The sequence below is a fragment of the Tamlana flava genome, from assembly GCF_041287255.1.
Classification (GTDB): Bacteria; Bacteroidota; Bacteroidia; order Flavobacteriales; family Flavobacteriaceae; genus Tamlana; species Tamlana flava.
Window position 1 is genome coordinate 1 of sequence record NZ_JBGGTX010000017.1, and the last position, 1,302, is coordinate 1,302.

The window sequence follows — 1,302 nt, forward strand, 5'->3', positions numbered from 1 at the left end:
CTACAGTAACCTTCATAAGCCAAACTGCAGACCCTGCTGTTAACGATGGAACAATCACCAGGACATATCGCGTCGATGACGGCAACGGCAATACCATCGATGTGTTTCAAGATATCGTAATTGATGACACCCAAGACCCTACGGCATCCAACCCTGCGGACATAAACGTTCAGTGCTTGGCCGATGTCCCCGCTGCAGACCCTGCTGTCGTGACCGACGAAGCGGACAACTGTGGCACGCCTACAGTAACCTTCATAAGCCAAACTGCAGACCCTGCTGTTAACGATGGAACAATCACCAGGACATATCGCGTCGATGACGGCAACGGCAATACCATCGATGTGTTTCAAGATATCGTAATTGATGATACCCAAGACCCTACTGTAACCAGCTGTCCACCTGATGTTCTATCACAAAATACAGATTCTGGAAAATGTTATTTTACATTCGATCCTAACGAACCTGTATTTACTGATAACTGTAGCGTTGCCAGCATTACATGGGAAATGACAGGAGCGACAATTGGCTCAGGAGTTGGCTCTATTGGTTCTACCCAATTCTATCCAGGTGTAACAACCATAACATTTACTGCAACTGATGCAGCAAACAACATCAATAATAGCTGCAGCTATATCGTCGAGGTTTCCGACCAAAATAGTCCTAATATAGTATGTCCTGGAAACTTAACAGCCCATACTTCCAACGACGGTATTGGTAATTGTACAACCACAGTTGCTGTTGGAACTCCTACAGTATCCGATAACTGTACACCTGTTGAGTCTCTTGAAGTCACATGGTCATTGTCAGGAGCGACCACAGGCAGTGGAACTGGCCCTATTAATACTGCATTCAACGCAGGTTTAACAAATGTAACTTGGACAGTTATTGATGTCTCTGGTAACTTTGGGGGATGCATACAAAGAGTAACGGTTAATGATGATGAAGCTCCCGTTATATCGACCGCTGCTGGTACGCTTGACCATACTTTGGAATGCTCTGACGCTACAGGTCTATCTGCTGCCCTTTTAGAAGTGCCCTCTGCTACGGATAATTGTGTGACCGTCAACATCAACCTTATTTCAGATGACACTGTTAATGGGTCTTGTACAAATGCTTATGTACGAACTCGTACTTGGAACTTTGATGATGGTAATGGCAACACCTCTGGCAATTATACACAGACCATAACCGTGATCGACTCCACGGACCCCGTGTTCGCCGGATTGCCCGCGGCCACTGCAACTGTAGAGTGCGACGCCATTCCAGCGCCCCCAACGGTAACGGCTTCCGATAACTGCGACT

1 protein-coding gene is annotated in these 1,302 nt (G+C 46.6%); it reads left to right on the forward strand.

Annotated elements, in window-relative coordinates:
• Positions 1-1,302, forward strand: a 1,302-nt coding sequence (locus ACB104_RS16070) for an HYR-like domain-containing protein (RefSeq protein ID WP_370480372.1), incomplete at both ends; no start/stop codon positions are given.